Consider the following 16,906-nt stretch of genomic DNA (forward strand, 5'->3'; position numbering starts at 1 on the left):
GGCGGGCGCCCGCCCGACTGGCACAGTGGCGCCATGAGGCCGCCCGTCACGGTGCCCTACGGCACGCAGCACCCCGCCCAGTTCGCCGAGCTGAGCCTCCCGGACGGACCGGCGCGTGGCGTCGTCGTCCTGGTGCACGGCGGGTTCTGGCGTGCCCGGTACGGCCTGGAGGGTGCGCGGCCCCTCGCGACGGACCTCGCGCGGCGGGGATGGGTCGCGTGGAACCTCGAGTACCGGCGGGTCGGTGACGGCGGGGGCCACCCGGCGACGTTCGACGACGTCGCGGCGGGGATCGACGCCCTGCGCCCCGCGGCCCACGAGCACGAGTTCGGGCTCGACACGGTGCTCGCGCTCGGCCACTCGGCCGGCGGTCACCTGGCCACCTGGGCGGCGTCGCGCACGCGCTGCACGAGGTGGGCGCACGACGATGCGGTCGAGCTGACCGGCGTGGTCGCGCAGGCCGCCGTGCTGGACCTGGTGGCCGCCGCCGACCTCGGCGCGGGGGCGGTCGCGCAGCTGCTCGGGCACGCGCCGGGCACGGCCGACGTCGCCCTGGACCCCATCCGGCAGGTCCCGCTGGGCGCGCCCGTGCGATGCGTGCACGGCCGGGCCGACGACGTGGTCCCGCCGACGCAGTCCGAGGCGTACGTGTCCGCCGCGCGCGCGGCGGGAGGAGACGTAGCGCTCCTCCCGGTCGACGGCGGCCACTTCGCAGTGATCGATGTCGACGACCCGTCGTGGCCCGTCCAGCTCTGGGCGCTCGCGTCCATGACCCACCCGCCGGACACCGTGCGCAGGTTCCTGGACCGGGGACGTCTCGAACGCATGCCGCGACGGCAGGCGGACCGCGCCCTGGTGCGGCGCTGGCTGGCCACCCGGGTCAGCGCGGTGCAGGACCCGGTGTCCGAGCGCGCGCTCACCGACCGGCTGGCAGCCGTCGTGCGGGACCCGGTGGGCGTCCGCCGGGACCTGGTCGATGCGGGTCTGCTGTCGCGGACGCGCGACGGGGCGGAGTACTGGCGTACGCACGTCACGGAGTTCGACGGGCTGGAGATCACCGAGGTGATCGACGCCGCGCTCCACGACGCACCCTGAGGGCGGACGCGCGGCGACCGCGCCGAAGGTCCCTTCATCGGCCCTGATCGTTCCTCCATCCTGGGGCGCATGCGCATCGCCGTGCTCGGGGCCACCGGATTCCTCAGCAGTGCCGTCGTGGATGCCGCGTTGGCGGCAGGTCACGACGTGATCGCCGTGTCGCGCGGCAACCAGGGAGAGCCTCCGCCCGGCACCACGTGGGTGCGTGCGGACCGCGACGACGTCGCGTCGCTGTCGGGAGCGATGGCGCCGTTCCTGGACACCATCGACTCGGTGATCGACTGCAGCGGGTTCACCGTCGAGGGAGCGATCGCCGCGGCCGCCGTGTTCAAGAAGGTCCCGCACTACGTGTACGTGTCGAGCATCTCCGCGTACCGCAACTGGCCCCCCGGACCGATCCAGGGTGAGGACGACGAGCTCGCACACCCGGACGACGACCTGACGCACGCGGGCCCCATGAAGGCGCAGAGCGAGCGCATCCTGCGCGCCGCCGTGGGCAAGCGACTGCTCGCGGTCCGCGCCGGGATCATCATCGGGCCCGGTGACGACACCCACCGGCTGACCACGTGGCTGCACCGGATCGCGACCGAGCGGTGGGTCGGCGTGCCGGCGGCGCGGAGCCAGCCGATCGCCGTGATCGACGTGCGCGACCTCGCCTCCTGGATGGTCACCGCCGCCGAGGAGCTCGTCATCGGTCCGCTCAACGCGACCGGACCGGAGGGCATGTGCACGTTCGGCGAGATGCTCGAGGCGTGCGCCGACGCGGTGCGGTCCACCGGTCGTGAGCCGGCCACGTTCGTCAACCTGCACGACGCAGAGATGCGCGCAGCCGGCGTCAAGCCCTGGTCGGACCTGCCCTTCGTGCTGCCGGGCGACGTCGCGCACACCGTGTGGCAGGTGGACACCACGCGGGCTCGTGAGCTCGCGGTACCCGTGCGGCCCATCGCCGACTCGGTCGCGGACACCTGGGCGTGGCAGATCAAGGCGAACCTCCGGCACCCCCCGGTGCCGCGGGTCGTGCAGGACCTGACCACCCGCAAGGTCGCGGAGAAGCTCGCCAAGGAGGCGGCTGCAGCCGAGGAGACCGCGAACGTCTGACGCGTCCCGCGTCGCCTCGGCGTGACGACCGCTCGGCGACCCGGCGTCTCAGGAGGCGCCGGGGAAGCCGAGGCGACGCCACGCCTCGTACGTGGCGACGGCCGCGGCGTTGGCGAGGTTCATCGAACGTCGACCCGGGACCATCGGGATGCGCACCTGTCCCGTGACCCGTGGGTGGGCGAGCACGTCCTCGGGCAGCCCGCTGGGTTCGGGGCCGAACAGGAGCGCGTCGTCGTCACGCCAGTCCACCTCGGTGTTCCAGCGCGGTGCGCGGGTGGTGAACGCCCAGACCCGCGCGCGTGGCAGGGCTGACAGCAGGGCGTCCACGTCCGGGTGCACGACGACGTGCGCGAGGTCGTGGTAGTCCAGTCCGGCCCGCCGCAGCCGCGGCTCGTCGAGCGTGAACCCGAGCGGCTCGACCAGGTGCAGGGTTGCGCCGGTGCCGGCCACCATCCGGATCGCGTTGCCGGTGTTGCCCGCGATCCGCGGCTCGAACAGGACGACGTGCAGCACGCCACGAGTCTGCCAGCCCCCCGCGCCCGAGGCCGGAGCGGCATGCCCCAGGGGGTATCTCCGCAGGTCAGCGCGCGACGAAGGTCCCTGGAAACGTGCCGGTCAGCAGGAGAAACGTGAGGAGCACTATCGGCGAGGAGGCGTCCAATGACGGACGGACCACGGATCATCGGCCGGGACCAGCTGGCCCGGCTCGTCGAGGTGCTGACCGCCCGGGGCTATGCGGTGGTGGCGCCTACGGTGCGCGCGGGGGCGGTGGTGCTCGACGAGGTGGTCGGTGCGGACGATCTGCCGTGGGGCGTCGGTGACGTCCAGGATGCGGGAACCTACCGGCTGCGCGAGCGGGACGACGAGGCCGTGTTCGGCCAGGCCGCGGCGGTCCGCGCGGTCAAGCCGGTCCTGTTCCCCGCCGACGAGCTCATCTGGCGCGGTCATCGCAGCGGCACCGACTTCGCCGTGACCGACCGCGAGGGCTCGCCTCAGCGGCCGGTGGCCTTCCTGGGGGTGCGCGACTGCGACCTGCGGGCCCTGGCGCGCCACGACGAGGTCCTGGCGGGGCGTGCCTTCGCCGACACCCGCTACCAGCGCCGCCGCGCGGGGACGTTCCTGGCGGCGGTGACGTGCGCCGAGCCGGGTGGCACGTGCTTCTGCACCTCGATGGGCGGCGGTCCGCACCCGGAGAACGGCTACGACCTGGCGCTGACGGAGCTGCTCGACCCGCACCGCTTCGTGGTCGAGGTAGGTTCGGACACCGGCGCGGACGTGCTCGCGGAGCTGGACTCGGAGCCGGCCGGAGCCCAGGACCTGGCAGCGGTGCACGACGTCGTCGCGCACGCCACCGAGTCGATGGGTCGGTCCATGGACACCGAGGGCCTGCGCGACCTGCTCTACGCCTCGGCGGAGAGCCCGGTCTGGGACGAGGTCGGCAATCGCTGCCTGACCTGCATGAACTGCACCATGGTGTGCCCGACCTGCTTCTGCACCACCGTCGAGGACGTCTCCGCACTCGGGAGCGCCGATGCCGAGCGCCGCCGGGTCTGGGACTCGTGCTTCTCCGAGGAGTTCGCCCACATCCACGGTGGCAGCCTGCGCACCGAGGTCAGGTCCCGGTACCGCCAGTGGATCACGCACAAGCTCGCCGCCTGGCAGGACCAGTTCGGATCGCTCGGCTGTGTGGGCTGCGGTCGGTGCATCACCTGGTGCCCGGTGGGCATCGACATCACGGCGGAGGCCGCCAAGCTCCGCGCCGCCGCGCCGCTCACCGTGGGAGGTGCCCGATGACCGCAACGCTGGACCGCCCCGTCGCCCCCGACGCGATGGCGCCCGCGCGCTACCGGATCGGACGCACCCGCCAGGACACGCGGGACACCTTCACCATCGAGCTCGAGCCGGTGGACGGCCCCATGCTGCGCTACCGCGCCGGTCAGTTCACCATGCTGGACGCGTTCGGTGTCGGCGAGGTCCCGATCTCGATCTCCGGCGACCCGACCCGCCCCGGCCCGCTCGAGCACACCATCCGTGACGTCGGAGCTGTCACCCACGCCTTGATCGCCGCACCGCGCGGTGCCGTGCTCGGCGTCCGCGGCCCGTTCGGGACGTCCTGGGACGTCGCGGACGGCATGGGCGGCGACGTCGTCCTGGTGGCCGGCGGCATCGGGCTCGCGCCGCTGCGACCGGCCCTGCTCGAGATCGTCCGGCACCGGGACCGGTACAACCGCGTGGTCCTGCTGTACGGCGCTCGCACCCCCGAGGACATCCTGTTCGGCGACGAGCTGCGCAGCTGGGCCCACGACCACGGCATCGTCGTCGAGGTCACCGTGGACAACGGGCAGCACGCCTGGCGCGGCAAGGTCGGCCTGGTCACGAACCTGGTCCCGCGGGCCGGGTTCGACCCGCACTCCACCCTCGCACTGGTCTGCGGCCCGGAGGTGATGATGCGCTCGGCCGCGCAGGCGCTCGTGGCGCGCGGTGTGCCCGGCGACCGCGTCCGGCTGTCGCTCGAACGCAGCATGAAGTGCGGCGTGGGGCTGTGCGGCCACTGCCAGCTGCGTGACCTGTTCGTGTGCGTCGACGGCCCGGTGCTCGGGTACGACCGGTTGGCGCCGCTGCTGAGCGTGAGGGAGCTGTGATGTTCGACGAGTCCCTGAAGTCCTCCGCCCGGCCCAAGCTCGCCGTGTGGAAGTTCGCGTCCTGCGACGGCTGCCAGCTCAGCCTGCTCAACTGCGAGGAGGAGCTGCTCACGGTCGCGGGCGCGGTGTCCATCGCGTACTTCCCGGAGGCCACCCGCGGCGTGGTCGAGGGCCCGTACGACGTGTCCCTGGTCGAGGGTTCGGTGACCACGCCGGAGGAGATCGAGCGGATCGCCCAGATCCGGGAGATGTCCCGGGTCGTGGTGACGCTCGGCGCGTGCGCTACGAGCGGCGGGATCCAGGCGCTGCGCAACTTCGCCGACGTCGCCGAGTTCCGCTCGGTGGTCTACGCGCACCCGGAGTACCTGTCCACGCTGGCCCGCTCCACGCCGATCTCCGCGCACATCAGCGTCGACCTCGAGCTGCGCGGCTGCCCGATCGACAAGGGGCAGCTGCTCGAGGTCCTCGGGGCCCTCGTCGAGCACCGCCGCCCGCGGATCCCGTCGTACTCGGTGTGTGCCGAGTGCAAGCGCCGCGGCACGGTGTGCGTCGCGGTCGCGCACGGGACCCCGTGCCTCGGGCCGGTCACCCAGGCCGGCTGCGGCGCGCTCTGCCCCGCCTACGAGCGCGGCTGCTACGGCTGCTTCGGGCCGCAGAACACCCCGAACACGGCCTCGCTGTCCGACCACCTGGTGGCCACGGGCATGAGCCCGGAGATGGCGATGCGGGTGTACCGCACGTTCAACGCGGCCTCGGAGCCGTTCCGGCGGGAGAGCGAGCGCCAGGAGAGGGCGGTCGTCGCGTCCGGGAAGGGGAACGCACGATGACCCAGGTCAGCGACCGGCCGAGCGCCGGCACCCCGCACCCCACCCAGACCCTGCAGGTGGGCATGCTCGCCAGGGTCGAGGGCGAGGGCGGCCTGCACGTGGAGATCCACGACGGCCGCGTCACCGACGTGCAGCTGCGGATCTTCGAGCCGCCACGGTTCTACGAGGCGTTCCTGCGGGGCCGCGCCTACACCGAGCCGCCGGACATCACGGCGCGGATCTGCGGGATCTGCCCGGTGGCGTACCAGTTCAGCTCCTGCCTGGCGATGGAGGACGCCTGCGGCGTCACGGTGCCCGACCACATCCGCACGATGCGGCGGCTGCTGTACTGCGGCGAGTGGATCGAGAGCCACGCGTTGCACATGTTCCTGCTGCACGCGCCGGACTTCCTCGGCTACCCGGGTGCGGTCGAGATGGCCGCGGACCACCCGGATGTCGTCGCGACGGGGCTGCGCCTGAAGAAGGCCGGCAACGACCTGATGGACCTGGTGGGCGGCCGGTCCGTGCACCCGATCAACGTGCGGCTCGGCGGCTTCTACCACCTGCCGACGGTCGCCGAGCTCCGCGCGATCCGCCCCCGCCTGGCCGCGGCCCTCGACGACGCCGTCGCTACGGTCCGGCTGGTCTCGACGTTCGACTTCCCGGAGATGGAGCAGCGCTACCCGTACCTCGCGCTCCGACCGGACGTCGGCTACCCGCTCGAGGGTGGGCACGTGGTCACGAGCGAGGGCGACTCCTGGCCGGTGCAGGAGTTCCGCGAGCACATCGCGGAGTTCCACGTCGAGCACTCCACGGCGCTGCACTCCACCCTCGACGGTCAGCCGTACGTGGTGGGGCCGCTCGCAAGGTACTCGCTCAACCACGACCGGCTGTCCCCGCTCGCCCGCGAGCTGGCGCACGAGGCCGGCCTGGGCGTGACGTGCCGCAACCCGTTCCGCTCGATCGTGGTGCGTGGCGTCGAGCTCGTGGAGGCGCTGGTCGAGGCGCTGCGCATCATCGACGAGTGGGTCGACGGCCGGCCGGCGTCGGTGCCCGTGCCGGCCCGCGCGGGGGAGGGCTTCGGGGCGACCGAGGCGCCGCGTGGCGTGCTGTTCCACCGGTACGTCATCGACGACGCCGGGACGATCAAGGACGCGCAGATCGTGCCGCCGACCGCGCAGAACCAGCCGAGCATCGAAGGCGACCTGCGCGAGCTCGCCGAGCGGTGGGTCGCCCTTGGTGACCACGACCTCGGCCACCGCGCCGAGCTCGCGATCCGCAACTACGACCCGTGCATCTCGTGCTCGGTGCACGCCGTCGAGGTGACCGTCCACCGCACCTGACGCGGGCGGTCCGCACGTCGAGGGGCGCTCCCGCGGGGCGCCCCTCGACGCACGCCACGCGGTGTCAGGCGGCGGCGCTCTCGGCGCGGTCGCGGATCCCGCGCAGCATGCGCTCGGTCATCAGGAAGCTCACCCAGGACACCGGTACGACGAGCCTGCCCACCCAGCCGGCCTGGTAGGCGTAGCGTTCGCGCACCACGAGCCGGCAGCCGCTCTCGGTGGGGCGCAGCACGAAGGCCCACGAGAACGTGAACGGCACAGGGTCGGCGTCGTCCGGGTCCGCCGGTGACTGCCCGTGCAGCACCAGCGCGTGCGGGGGGTCGCAGATCGCGACGTCGAGGGCGAAGTCCTCGGCCAGGTGCACCTGGTCGCCGACGGCGAGGTCCTGCCAACGCTCCTCGATCCGGTCGGCGGAGTGGATGCCCAGGCCCGCCAGGTTCTCGAGAGCGTCGTAGGAGTAGAAGCCGCCGCGGCCCTGTCCCAGCTGCACCAGCCACGGGAACACGGCCTCGGGTGGCGCCGCGACGTCGATGGCTCGGGTCGCGGCCAGGTCGGCCAGGGGGACGAGCCCGTCGCCCGGCAGGCTCGTGACCTGTTCAGGCGGAGTGGACCCCCAGGTGAGCTGCCGCCGGTGGCACGCGCGGACCACAGGGACGAGGGCGACCGTCGCCGCACCAGCGACCAGGAGACGTCGGGACATGGCCCCAGCCAACCCGCCCGGGGGCCGCAGGGCGAGGGCCGATCGGCCCACCACCACGGGACGGCCCCACCAGCGGCCGCCGGGCCCTACGGTGGCCCGGTGACCACTGAACCCTCCTTCCGCGCCGACGACGACCGCTACGCCTCGATGCCCTACCGACGCTGCGGGCGCAGCGGCCTGTCCCTGCCGTCCCTGTCGCTGGGCCTGTGGCACAACTTCGGTGCCGGCCGCCCCTACGAGGTGCAGCGTGCGGTGCTGCGCCGGGCGTTCGACCTGGGCGTCACGCACCTCGACCTGGCGAACAACTACGGACCGCCGTACGGCTCGGCCGAGGAGACGTTCGGCCGGGTGCTCGCCGCGGACCTGCGTCCCTACCGCGACGAGCTGGTGATCTCCACCAAGGCCGGCTACGACATGTGGCCCGGTCCCTACGGCGACGGCGGCTCGCGCAAGTACCTGCTCGCCTCGCTCGACCAGTCCCTGACCCGCATGGGCCTGGACTACGTCGACATCTTCTACTCGCACCGCCCCGACCCCACGACCCCGCTGGAGGAGACCGTCGGCGCGCTGCTCACCGCGGTGCACTCCGGCAGGGCGCTGTACGTGGGCATCTCGAACTACTCACCGTCCGCGACGCGGCGCGCCGCGCAGATGCTCGCGGCCGAGGGGGTCCGGCTGCTGGTCCACCAGCCGCGCTACTCGATGCTCGACCGGTACGTCGAGCAGCCACCCGAGGGCGAGAGCGAGTCGTTGCTCGAGGTCGTCGACGAGCTCGGGGTGGGGGTCGCGGTGTTCAGCCCGCTCGCCCAGGGCCTGCTCACGGACCGCTACCTCGCCGGGGAGGTCCCGGCGGACTCGCGGGCCGCGACCAGCAGGTTCCTCAGCGACGCCCAGATCACCCCGGAGTACCTCGCGATGGTGCGTGGACTGGCACGCGTCGCCGAGGCGCGCGGCCAGTCGGTCGCACAGCTCGCGCTGTCGTGGGTGCTGCGCGACCCGAGGGTCACGACCGCGATCATCGGGGCGTCGAGCGTCGCACAGCTCGAGGACAACGTCGCGGCGCTCCAGGCGTCGCCGTTGTCGGACTCGGAGCTCGCCGAGGTCGAGGCGCTCCTCGCGGCCGGCTGACGGCTCCAGCGGGTCGTCGCCAGGCGGGACGGCACCGGCCCCCGGTCGGCGGGGCCGGTGCCGCGGCCCGCACCGAGCGGCTCAGCCGGCCTCGTCGCGCCAGGAGTGCTCCGGTGCGTAGCCGAGCAGGGCTCGCGCTCCGTCGATCGCCAGGAGCGTCTCGTTGCCCACCAGCTCCTTCGTGAGCGGCACGCCCGGGAACACCTCGGCCATCAGCTCCGCCGACGGGCGCGCCATGATCGTGTCGGCCGCCGCGATGATGACGTTCTGCGAGCCGGTCGTCTCCTGCTCCAGGCCGAGCCTGGCGGCCTGCGCCACGTCGCGTACGTCGACGTACCCCCACAGGTTCCAGCGGCGCAGCCGGGCGTCGTCCTGGTAGCCGGGCACCGCGGCGTAGTCCTGGGGTCGGTGGATGTTGGACAGCCGGAGCCCGACGAACGGGATCCCGGACCACTGCGAGACGTGGTGCGCGGTCTGCTCGCCGAGCACCTTCGACAGCGCGTACGTCGAGGTGGGCACCGGGAAGTGCGCCTCGTCCACCGGTGCGTACCGAGGCGGGACGTCGAAGGGCAGGCCGAGGGTCGTCTCCGAGGAGGCCCACACGACCTTGCGTAGTCCCACCCGCGCGGCGGCCAGGAACACGTTGCCGTTGACCGCCGTGTTGACCGCCAGGGTGTCGGGCGCGGGGGCGCGGCCCGGCGCCGGGATGTTGCCCAGGTGCACGACGGCGTCGGACCCTGCCAGCACCTCCACCGCCGCGCCGTAGTCGGTGAGGTCCGCGACCACCAGCTCGGTGCCCAGCGTGCCCAGCGCCTCATGGCCGGGCGGGCCCGCCAGGTCGGTGGCGACCACCCGGTACCCGTGCTCGAGCAGGTCCCCGACGACCGCCCGTCCTGCTTTGCCGAATGCTCCTGTGACCGTGATCGTCTCCATACACCCATCGTGCCCGTCCGTGGCGTACGACGCGCAGCGGGGAGGTCGGCGCCCTAGGCTCGCTCGGAGATGACCGAGCACCGCGCCCCCGGGCGCCCCGACGAGCGCAAGGGTGACGACCCCACCGCCGACCCTCGCGCGGGTGCGCGCGACCCGAGCCCCGAGCCCGGGCAGGACCCGCGGCGCTGGAAGGCGCTCAGTGTCGCGCTCACGGCGGGGTTCATGACCCTGCTCGACGTGAGCATCGTCAACGTGGCCCTGCCCTCGATCCGTTCCGCCCTGGACGCCTCCGCGGCGCAGCTGCAGTGGGTCGTCTCCGGGTACGCGCTCACGTTCGGCCTGGTGCTGGTGGCCTCGGGCCGGCTCGGCGACGCCAGGGGGCGGCGCGCCATGTTCGGCGTGGGCATCGGGGTGTTCACGGTGGCGAGCGTGGTCGCCGGGCTGGCCCCGGCCGCAGGCTGGCTGGTGGCGGCGCGCCTCGTGCAGGGCGTCGGTGGGGGGATCCTCAACCCGCAGATCTCGGGCCTGGTCCAGCAGCTGTTCCGGGGAGCCGAGCGCGGACGGGCGTTCGGCAGGCTCGGGACCACGATCGGGATCTCCACGGCGGTCGGCCCGGTGCTGGGCGGTGTGATCCTCAGCGTGGCGGGCACGCAGGAGGGCTGGCGCTGGGTCTTCCTGGTGAACCTTCCGGTCGGCCTGCTGACGTTCCTGCTCGCCCGGCACTTCATCGACCCTGTCGAAGAGCCCGAGCCGGCGCGTGACCTGGACCCGGTCGGTGCGGTGCTGCTGGGCGCGGGCGTCGTCGGGCTGCTGTGGCCGTTGGTGTCCGACAGCTGGCAGGGGGTGGACGCCGTCCTCCTGACCGCCGGCGTCCTCGCGATCGCGGGGTTCTGGTGGTGGGAGCGCAGGATGGCCCGGCGGGGCCGTGCGCCGATGGTTCGGCTGTCGCTGTTCAGCCAGCCCGGCTACGCCGCGGGAGCCCTGCTGGGTCTGGTGTACTTCTCCGGCTTCACCGGGATCTTCTTCGTGCTGACGCTGTTCTTCCAGAACGGCCTGGGCTACACCCCGCTGCAGGCAGGGCTAGGTCTGACGCCGTTCGCCGTCGGGTCGGCGGCGACGGCGACGATCGGCGGTCGCCTGGTGGGGCGGCACGGCCGGCGTGTGGTGGTCGGGGGGCTCATCCTGGTGAGCGCCGGGCTCGTGCTCACCGAGCTGGCCATCCGGGCGCGGCACGGCACGTCGACCGGGTGGTGGTTGGCCGCACCTCTCCTGCTGGCAGGGCTCGGCAGCGGGTTCGTGATCTCGCCCAACGTCACCCTCACCCTCGAGAACGTGCCCGTGGGCCAGGCGGGGACCGCGGGTGGGGTCCTGCAGACCGGGCAGCGCCTGGGGACCGCGGCCGGGATCGCCCTGGTGGGTGCGCTGTACTTCCGCGGGCTGGCGGCCACCGGCGACGCGGCGCTCGCCGCGTCGCACGGCCTGCGCGCAGCGCTGGCCTCCTCAGCGGTCGCTCTGGTGATCGGGATCGTGGACCTGGCTCGGCGGGCGCGGCGCGGGTCGGTCTGAGACCGTCGCGCGCCGCGGCCGCGAGCACCGCATGGCGACGGCCGCCCCCGAAGGGACGGCCGTCGCGTGGGGCTCGGCCCACCGATCCCGGTCCGCGAGCGGGCCGGCGCGCCGAGCCCTCCTGGGCCGGGCAGGCGGAGCCCGCCTGGGACGTCACTCGGTGTCGGCGTCCACCCAGTCGAAGGTCTTGGTGACGGCCTTCTTCCAGTTCCGGTACGTCTTCTCCCGTGCCTCGACGTCCATGTCGGGCGTCCAGCGCTTGTCCTCGGCCCAGTTGTCGATGACGTCCTGCTCGCCCGACCAGAACCCGACGGCGATGCCGGCCGCGTAGGCCGCGCCGAGAGCGGTGGTCTCGGCGACCTTCGGTCGCACCACGTCCACGCCGAGGATGTCCGCCTGGAACTCCATGAGCAGCTCGTTGGCGATCATGCCGCCGTCGACCTTGAGCTCCTTGAGCTCGACGCCGGAGTCGGCGTTCATCGCGTCCAGCACCTCGCGGGTCTGGAAGGCGGTGGCCTCGAGCGCCGCCCGGGCGATGTGGCCCTTGGTGACGTACCGCGTGAGGCCGGCGATCACGCCGCGCGCGTCGCCGCGCCAGTACGGCGCGAACAGGCCGGAGAACGCCGGCACGAAGTACGCGCCGCCGTTGTCCTCGACCGTCTTGGCCAGGTCCTCGACCTCGGGTGCCGAGGAGATCAGGCCCAGGTTGTCGCGCAGCCACTGGATCAGCGAGCCGGTGACCGCGATCGAGCCCTCGAGGGCGTAGATCGGGGCGTTGTCGCCGATCTTGTAGCACACCGTGGTGAGCAGGCCGTTCTTGGACGGGACCGGCTCGGTCCCGGTGTTGAGCAGCATGAAGTTGCCGGTGCCGTAGGTGTTCTTGGCGTCGCCGACCTCGAAGCACGCCTGGCCGAAGGTCGCAGCCTGCTGGTCGCCGAGGATGCCCGCGATCGGCACACCCGGGACCATGCCGCCCTCGCGGCCGTGGCCGTAGACCTCGGAGGAGGACTTGATCTCGGGCAGCATGGACATCGGGATGCCCATCTCGCCGGCGATCTCCGCGTCCCAGCTCAGCGTCGACAGGTCCATGAGCATGGTCCGCGAGGCGTTGGTGACGTCGGTGACGTGCACGCCGCCGTCGACCCCGCCGGTCATGTTCCACAGCACCCACGCGTCGGTGTTGCCGAACGCCAGCTGCCCGGCCTCGGCCTTCTCCCTGGCGCCCTCGACGTTGTCGAGGATCCAGCGGACCTTCGGGCCCGAGAAGTAGGTCGCCAGCGGGAGGCCGACCCTGGCCTTGTAGCGCTCGGCGCCGCCGCCCAGCGCCGCCAGCTCGTCACAGATCTTCTGCGTGCGGGTGTCCTGCCAGACGATCGCGTTGTAGACGGGCTCGCCCGTCGTCTTGTCCCACACGACAGAGGTCTCGCGCTGGTTGGTGATGCCGACCGCCGCGATGTCCCGGTAGGTGAGGTTGGCCCTGGTCAGCGCCAGGCCGACGACCTCGCGGATGTTGTCCCAGATCTCCATCGGGTTGTGCTCGACCCAACCCGGCTTCGGGAAGATCTGCTCGTGCTCCTTCTGCCCGGTCGACACGATCGACCCGGAGTGGTCGAACACGATGGCACGCGAGCTCGTGGTGCCCTGGTCGATGGCGAGGATGTAGTCAGCCATGTCCGTCCTTCGTCGATTGAACGGTGCGGTGGGGTTCCACCGCGGTGAGGGTGAGGTCACGCTCGGGACGTGGCCCGGGTGACGCACCGCTGGGGCGCGTCGTCGTGCGTGTCGCAGCACAGGGCGCGGCTCGCACAGGAGTTGCGACGGGGCCGAGGGCCCCGGGGTGCGGGGTCGCTACCGGAGCGACCCCGCGACCACAGGAGTCGGTCGTGCTAGACGACGTACCACTGGGCGACGAGGCCCGCGAGGGCGCCGCCGACGATCGGGCCGAAGACCGGGACCCAGGAGTAGGCCCAGTCGGACGAGCCCTTGCCCGGGATCGGCAGGATCGCGTGCGCGATGCGCGGGCCGAGGTCACGGTTCGGGTTGATGGCGTACCCGGTGGGACCACCGAGGCTCGCGCCGATGCCGACCACCAGGAGGGCCACGGCGAGCGGGCCAAGGCCGGTCGGCGTCTTGCCGAACGCGATGATGACGAACACCAGGACGAACGTGCCGATGACCTCAGTGATGAAGTTCCAGCCGTAGGACCGGATGGCCGGACCGGTGGAGAAGACGCCCAGCTTGACGGCCGGGTCGGCGTCCTCGTCGAAGTGCTTCTTGTAGGCCAGCCAGGCCAGGACGGCGCCGAGGAAGGCGCCGAACATCTCGCCGCCCAGGTAGACCATCGTCGAGGCGAAGGAGACCTCGACCCCGGGTGCGTACTCCTTGGCGCCGTTGGCCAGCAGGCCGATCGTCACGGCGAAGTTCAGGTGGGCACCGCTCTTGTAGGCCGAGTAGACACCGGCGAACACGCCGAGGCCCCATCCGAAGTTGATGAGGAGCCAACCACCGTCGAACCCCTTGTTCTTCGGAAGGATGACGTTCGCCACGACTCCTGCACCGAGCAGGAGCAGCATCGCCGTGCCCACGGTCTCGGAGACGAACACTTCTCCCAGTGACATCTGCTTTTCCTCGTTTCACTCGCGGACTTCGTTGTCACAAGCACCCGCAGCAGGGGGCCGCGGGCAGAGGTGGAGCACCCGGGGATCGCCCGGGAGTAGGGGGTCAGGTATCGGCCGGCGTACGGCCGAGCGGGACCAGGGGGACGAGGTCGGCCGCCTGCAGGCGCACCGCTTCCGCCTCGGCGTCGTCCGCCACGAACGAGGCCTGCTCGTCGGCCTCGCACCGCGCCCGGTAGGAGTCGATCTCCGCCTGGCGGCGTCCGGCGTCCCAGCCGAGGCGCTCGGCGACCAGGTCGGCGATCTCCTCGACGGCCGCCAGGCCGCGGTCCCGCTGCTCGTAGACCAGGCGGGTGCGGTGCAGCATGACGTCCTCGAGGTGCAGGACGCCCTCGTGGGTCGCGGCGTAGGCGATCTCGGCGCGCAGGTAGGCCGGAGCGCCCTCCAGGGGCCGACCGAGCGAGGGGTCGGCATCCACGGAGTCCATGATCTCGGCCAGCAGTGCGCCGTACCGGTGCAGCAGGTGGTCGACCATGGCGGACGTCCACCCGTAGGCGGCGCCGATCTGCCGTGCCTGGCGCTGCAGCACCGCGTGGCCCTCGGCGCCGGCGAGCGCGATGCGGTCGGTGAGCGACGGCAGGCTCGCGGCCCGCTCGCCGAGCGCGAAGTCCACGGCGTCCTTGGCCATCACCCGGTAGGTGGTGAGCTTGCCGCCGGCGATGACCGTCAGACCCGGGGTCGGCGAGGCGACGGTGTGCTCGCGGGACACCTTGGCCGACGACGTGCCCTCCTTGGTGCCCGGCTGGAGCAACGGGCGCAGACCGGCCCACACCCCGATGACGTCGTCGCGGGTCAGGGGGCGCGCCAGGACGGCGTTCGCGTGGTCGATGACGTAGTCGATGTCCGCGGAGGTCGCGACCGGGTGCACCAGCTGCTGCTTCCACTCGGTGTCGGTGGTGCCGATCACCCAGTAGCGCGACCACGGGATGACGAACAGCACGGACTTCTCGGTCTGCAGGATCAGGCCGACGTCGCCGCGGATCCGGTCGCGCGGCACGACGATGTGGATGCCCTTGGAGGCGAGCACGTGCAGGCCGCCGTCGGTGTCGGCCAGCGCCTCGGTCTCTTCGGTCCACACGCCGGTCGCGTTGATGACCTGGTCGGCCTTGCAGGTGAACCGCTCCCCGGTCTCCAGGTCCTGGAGCACCGCCCCGTCCACCACGCCCGTGCCGCGCTTGGTCAGCTCGACGACCTGGGTGCGGCTGGCCGCGTGCGCCCCGTAGCTGACGGCGGTCCTGATGAGGGTCTCGACCAGGCGGGCGTCGTCGACGCTCGCGTCGTAGTAGCGCACCGCGCCGACGGCTGCGTCGTGCCGCAGGTCGGGGAAGAGTCGCTCCATGCCGGCGCGGCTGACGTGCCGGTGCCACGGCATCGCACGCTTGCCCGGCGCGATCGAGGCGAGGGTGTCGTACAGCGCGACGCCGGCCCCCACGTAGGCGCGCTCCCAGTAGGCGTTCTCGAGCGGGTACAGGAACGACACCGGTCGCACCAGGTGGGGCGCGATCCGCTTGAGCAGCAGGTCGCGCTCCGTGAGCGCCTCGTGCACCAGGTGGAAGTCGAGCATCTGCAGGTATCGCAGTCCGCCGTGCACCAGCTTGCTGGACCGGCTGGACGTCCCGCTGGCCCAGTCCTGGGCCTCAACGATCCCGACGCGCAGGCCGCGGGTCACGGCGTCCAGGGCGATGCCGGCGCCGGTGACGCCACCACCGATAACCAGGATGTCGAGCTCACGCCCCTGGCCACTGTCGGCCAAGGCCTCGAGCGCATGCTGCCGGGTCTGCGGCGTCAGGGCTGCCGTTCTCACACTCGTCCTCCTCGACGTGCTGCCGGGATGCCGCGCCCCGGCCTCAAGCCGGGGTCGAAGGTCCCGCGTCGCCCCTATGCTGGGGGGCACGCGAACGAACGCGCAACCCGGCTGCACATACGTGCACCGGGTCCGGGGGTGAGAGCGAGGCGACGACGGTGGACCACGAGGACGTGCTCCGAGCGGCTTCGATGTACTACCTGCAGGACATGAAGATGGAGGTCATCGCCCGACATCTGGGCACCTCCCGCTCGACCGTGTCCAGGGTGATCAAGAAGGCTCGCAGCAGCGGGATCGTGGAGATCCACCTGCGCCCTGCACGCACGCGCGCCCCCGGTCTGTCCCGCACGATCGCCCGTCGCTACGGCATCGAGGCGTACGTCGCGCCGGTGTCCGACTCGGCCACGGACGTCGAACGACTCGACCAGGTCGCGGTCACGACGGCCAAGCTGATCTCGGCCTGGTTCGACTCGGACATGGTGCTCGGTGTCGCGTGGGGCACGACCCTCGCCGCGATCGGGCGTCGGCTCATCCCGAAACCGACCCGGAACAGCGCCATCGTGCAGCTCAACGGCGCGGTCAACACCAGGACCAGCGGGCTCGAGTACGCCTCCGACCTCATCAGCGGCTTCGGCACGGCGTTCGACGCCGCGGTGCACCACTTCCCGGTGCCGGCCTTCTTCGACTACCCCGACACCAAGGCGGCCATGTGGCGTGAGCGATCGGTGCAGCGGGTGCTCGATGTGCAACGACGTGCAGACATCGCGCTGTTCGGCGTGGGTGCCGTCAGCGGCGGACTGCCCTCGCACGTGTACTCCGCGGGCTACCTGGAACCCGAGGACGTGGACCTCCTGCACCGCGAGGGCGTGGTCGGCGACGTGTGCACGGTCTTCCTGCGGGCCGACGGCAGCTACTCCGACATCCCGCTGAACGCACGGGCCACCGGACCGACACCAGCCGAGCTGCAGCGGATCGGCCGGCGGGTGTGTGCAGCGGCGGGTGATGCGAAGGTCGCCCCGCTGCGCGCCGCCCTCGCGGCCGGGGTCGTCACGGATCTCGTGATCGACGAGCTCACCGCGGACCTGCTGGTGAACGAGAACGCTCCGGAGCACTAAC

General features: G+C 72.3%; 15 protein-coding genes. 9 read left to right on the forward strand and 6 right to left on the reverse strand.

Translation table 11 applies throughout. The annotated features are described in order from the left end of the window. Window positions 1-33: 33 nt before the first annotated feature. Together Q6348_RS04475 and Q6348_RS04480 are read left to right on the forward strand one after the other, a co-directional pair. A complete protein-coding gene (locus Q6348_RS04475; protein WP_304600106.1) occupies window positions 34-1,095 on the forward strand; it encodes a DUF2087 domain-containing protein in 1,062 nt (353 codons plus the stop codon). 69 nt (window positions 1,096-1,164) lie between these two features. Next, the gene (locus tag Q6348_RS04480) at window positions 1,165-2,193 is read left to right on the forward strand and encodes an NAD-dependent epimerase/dehydratase family protein (protein WP_304600107.1); all 1,029 of its coding nucleotides are present in this window, start codon (window positions 1,165-1,167) and stop codon (window positions 2,191-2,193) included. Between the two features lie 48 nt (window positions 2,194-2,241). Here the strand turns inward: Q6348_RS04480 and Q6348_RS04485 are convergent, their stop codons facing one another. Beyond that, window positions 2,242-2,706 (reverse strand): tRNA (cytidine(34)-2'-O)-methyltransferase, encoded by a 465-nt coding sequence (locus Q6348_RS04485; RefSeq protein ID WP_304600108.1) that lies wholly within the window; start codon window positions 2,704-2,706, stop codon window positions 2,242-2,244. A 147-nt stretch (window positions 2,707-2,853) separates the two neighbouring features. Here Q6348_RS04485 and Q6348_RS04490 point away from each other — a divergent pair, with 147 nt between their 5' ends. From Q6348_RS04490 to Q6348_RS04505, 4 genes are read left to right on the forward strand one after another with little or no spacing between them, the layout of a single operon-like run. Next, complete coding sequence (locus tag Q6348_RS04490; protein ID WP_304600109.1) at window positions 2,854-3,987, forward strand: 4Fe-4S dicluster domain-containing protein; 1,134 nt, start codon at window positions 2,854-2,856, stop codon at window positions 3,985-3,987. Further along, a complete protein-coding gene (locus tag Q6348_RS04495) occupies window positions 3,984-4,835 on the forward strand; it encodes an FAD/NAD(P)-binding protein (RefSeq protein WP_304600110.1) in 852 nt (283 codons plus the stop codon). Before Q6348_RS04490 ends, Q6348_RS04495 begins: the two co-directional genes overlap by 4 nt. Beyond that, entirely contained in the window at window positions 4,835-5,662 is an 828-nt protein-coding gene (locus tag Q6348_RS04500) for an NADH-quinone oxidoreductase subunit B family protein (RefSeq protein ID WP_304600111.1), read from the forward strand. The genes Q6348_RS04495 and Q6348_RS04500 overlap by 1 nt, the downstream gene beginning before the upstream one ends. Continuing rightward, window positions 5,659-6,984 (forward strand): Ni/Fe hydrogenase subunit alpha, encoded by a 1,326-nt coding sequence (locus tag Q6348_RS04505; RefSeq protein WP_304600112.1) that lies wholly within the window; start codon window positions 5,659-5,661, stop codon window positions 6,982-6,984. The genes Q6348_RS04500 and Q6348_RS04505 overlap by 4 nt, the downstream gene beginning before the upstream one ends. A 64-nt stretch (window positions 6,985-7,048) precedes the next feature. Here the strand turns inward: Q6348_RS04505 and Q6348_RS04510 are convergent, their stop codons facing one another. Then, the gene (locus tag Q6348_RS04510; protein WP_304600113.1) at window positions 7,049-7,684 is read right to left on the reverse strand and encodes an SRPBCC family protein; all 636 of its coding nucleotides are present in this window, start codon (window positions 7,682-7,684) and stop codon (window positions 7,049-7,051) included. Between the two features lie 147 nt (window positions 7,685-7,831). Here Q6348_RS04510 and Q6348_RS04515 point away from each other — a divergent pair, with 147 nt between their 5' ends. Then, the gene (locus Q6348_RS04515) at window positions 7,832-8,812 is read left to right on the forward strand and encodes an aldo/keto reductase (protein WP_304601910.1); all 981 of its coding nucleotides are present in this window, start codon (window positions 7,832-7,834) and stop codon (window positions 8,810-8,812) included. Window positions 8,813-8,893: 81 nt separating this feature from the next. Here the strand turns inward: Q6348_RS04515 and Q6348_RS04520 are convergent, their stop codons facing one another. Next, window positions 8,894-9,745, reverse strand: coding sequence for an NAD-dependent epimerase/dehydratase family protein (locus Q6348_RS04520; protein WP_304600114.1), 852 nt, complete (start codon window positions 9,743-9,745; stop codon window positions 8,894-8,896). Between the two features lie 69 nt (window positions 9,746-9,814). Between Q6348_RS04520 and Q6348_RS04525 the strand changes: the two genes are divergently transcribed. Continuing rightward, window positions 9,815-11,311, forward strand: coding sequence for an MFS transporter (locus Q6348_RS04525; protein ID WP_304600115.1), 1,497 nt, complete (start codon window positions 9,815-9,817; stop codon window positions 11,309-11,311). A gap of 153 nt (window positions 11,312-11,464) precedes the next feature. On the opposite strand, the gene glpK is transcribed toward Q6348_RS04525, so the two are convergent. From glpK to Q6348_RS04540, 3 genes are all read right to left on the reverse strand, one after another. After that, entirely contained in the window at window positions 11,465-12,982 is a 1,518-nt protein-coding gene (gene glpK, locus Q6348_RS04530; RefSeq protein ID WP_304600116.1) for a glycerol kinase GlpK, read from the reverse strand. A gap of 215 nt (window positions 12,983-13,197) precedes the next feature. Then, window positions 13,198-13,929 carry an MIP/aquaporin family protein gene (locus Q6348_RS04535; RefSeq protein ID WP_304600117.1) on the reverse strand — a complete coding sequence of 244 codons (732 nt, stop codon included), beginning with the start codon at window positions 13,927-13,929 and terminating at the stop codon, window positions 13,198-13,200. A gap of 103 nt (window positions 13,930-14,032) precedes the next feature. Next, entirely contained in the window at window positions 14,033-15,790 is a 1,758-nt protein-coding gene (locus Q6348_RS04540) for a glycerol-3-phosphate dehydrogenase/oxidase (protein ID WP_304600118.1), read from the reverse strand. A 191-nt stretch (window positions 15,791-15,981) separates the two neighbouring features. Between Q6348_RS04540 and Q6348_RS04545 the strand changes: the two genes are divergently transcribed. After that, a complete protein-coding gene (locus Q6348_RS04545; protein ID WP_304601911.1) occupies window positions 15,982-16,905 on the forward strand; it encodes a sugar-binding transcriptional regulator in 924 nt (307 codons plus the stop codon). Window position 16,906 lies beyond the last annotated feature (1 nt).

Source organism: Actinotalea lenta, from assembly GCF_030586465.1.
Classification (GTDB): domain Bacteria; phylum Actinomycetota; class Actinomycetes; order Actinomycetales; family Cellulomonadaceae; genus Actinotalea; species Actinotalea lenta.

Excerpts from the sequence above, each read along its gene's own strand:
- Q6348_RS04480 (WP_304600107.1), top strand. The coding sequence starts at position 1,165 with ATGCGCATCGCCGTGCTCGGGGCCACCGGATTCCTCAGCAGTGCCGTC.
- glpK (WP_304600116.1), bottom strand. The coding sequence starts at position 12,982 with ATGGCTGACTACATCCTCGCCATCGACCAGGGCACCACGAGCTCGCGT.
- Q6348_RS04505 (WP_304600112.1), top strand. The coding sequence starts at position 5,659 with ATGACCCAGGTCAGCGACCGGCCGAGCGCCGGCACCCCGCACCCCACC.
- Q6348_RS04495 (WP_304600110.1), top strand. The coding sequence starts at position 3,984 with ATGACCGCAACGCTGGACCGCCCCGTCGCCCCCGACGCGATGGCGCCC.
- Q6348_RS04500 (WP_304600111.1), top strand. The coding sequence starts at position 4,835 with ATGTTCGACGAGTCCCTGAAGTCCTCCGCCCGGCCCAAGCTCGCCGTG.
- Q6348_RS04515 (WP_304601910.1), top strand. The coding sequence starts at position 7,832 with ATGCCCTACCGACGCTGCGGGCGCAGCGGCCTGTCCCTGCCGTCCCTG.
- Q6348_RS04520 (WP_304600114.1), bottom strand. The coding sequence starts at position 9,745 with ATGGAGACGATCACGGTCACAGGAGCATTCGGCAAAGCAGGACGGGCG.
- Q6348_RS04525 (WP_304600115.1), top strand. The coding sequence starts at position 9,815 with ATGACCGAGCACCGCGCCCCCGGGCGCCCCGACGAGCGCAAGGGTGAC.
- Q6348_RS04545 (WP_304601911.1), top strand. The coding sequence starts at position 15,982 with ATGTACTACCTGCAGGACATGAAGATGGAGGTCATCGCCCGACATCTG.
- Q6348_RS04535 (WP_304600117.1), bottom strand. The coding sequence starts at position 13,929 with ATGTCACTGGGAGAAGTGTTCGTCTCCGAGACCGTGGGCACGGCGATG.
- Q6348_RS04490 (WP_304600109.1), top strand. The coding sequence starts at position 2,854 with ATGACGGACGGACCACGGATCATCGGCCGGGACCAGCTGGCCCGGCTC.
- Q6348_RS04510 (WP_304600113.1), bottom strand. The coding sequence starts at position 7,684 with ATGTCCCGACGTCTCCTGGTCGCTGGTGCGGCGACGGTCGCCCTCGTC.
- Q6348_RS04475 (WP_304600106.1), top strand. The coding sequence starts at position 34 with ATGAGGCCGCCCGTCACGGTGCCCTACGGCACGCAGCACCCCGCCCAG.